The sequence below is a fragment of the Enterococcus cecorum genome (assembly GCF_052119425.1).
GTDB classification, from domain to species: domain Bacteria; phylum Bacillota; class Bacilli; order Lactobacillales; family Enterococcaceae; genus Enterococcus_E; species Enterococcus_E cecorum_C.
The window spans coordinates 1-527 of the sequence record NZ_JBQKFH010000105.1; the positions used below are offsets into that span (position 1 = coordinate 1).

Genomic DNA, 527 nt, shown 5'->3' on the forward strand with positions numbered 1-527 from the left:
ATCTGCACCCCTTTCTAAAATATTGGCAATTAATTCGGGCGTTAGGTTGTATTTCGATAAAATTTCTCTAAAGCCATTCAAGAACACCATCGCCCCGCCGTATTCATCTAACTTCTTCATTAATTCGTTGTAATTCATCATCTAGCCCCCTTATAAAATCAATAAATTGTTGTTTGTCTACGTTAAAATAATTTGCTATTAAATCAAACGCATAATCATACTTTTCTATAATCTCGCTTGCTGTGATGTGGCGATGTCTTAACTGTTGTAATAATTCTTCTCTTGTTTGCGGTGCTTGCTGTTCATTGTTTGCCATCTTCTCTACTTCCTTTCTGGTCGGGTGGTTATTGTTTTACAAGTTGTTTTGTAACTTCTGAAATGCTGTATCCTCGTTTCAGATAGTAAATTGCTAAATGCTCCAGCGTTTCAAACTCTGCTAGCTCCTCAGCGTTTAACTCGGCTTTCTTTATGCGTCTATCGCCTGTGACTAGCTTAATAATGTTACTGTTCATTGTGGCTATATTCAT

The 527-nt window shown here is 36.8% G+C and carries 2 protein-coding genes; both read right to left on the bottom strand.

Translation table 11 applies throughout. The features are described from left to right. Positions 1–103: 103 nt before the first annotated feature. Positions 104–316, bottom strand: coding sequence for a hypothetical protein (locus ACTQZM_RS12005; RefSeq protein ID WP_441653894.1), 213 nt, complete (start codon positions 314–316; stop codon positions 104–106). 28 nt (positions 317–344) lie between these two features. Beyond that, positions 345–527: hypothetical protein (locus ACTQZM_RS12010; RefSeq protein ID WP_441653895.1), on the bottom strand; the 183-nt coding region annotated here is incomplete at its 5' end.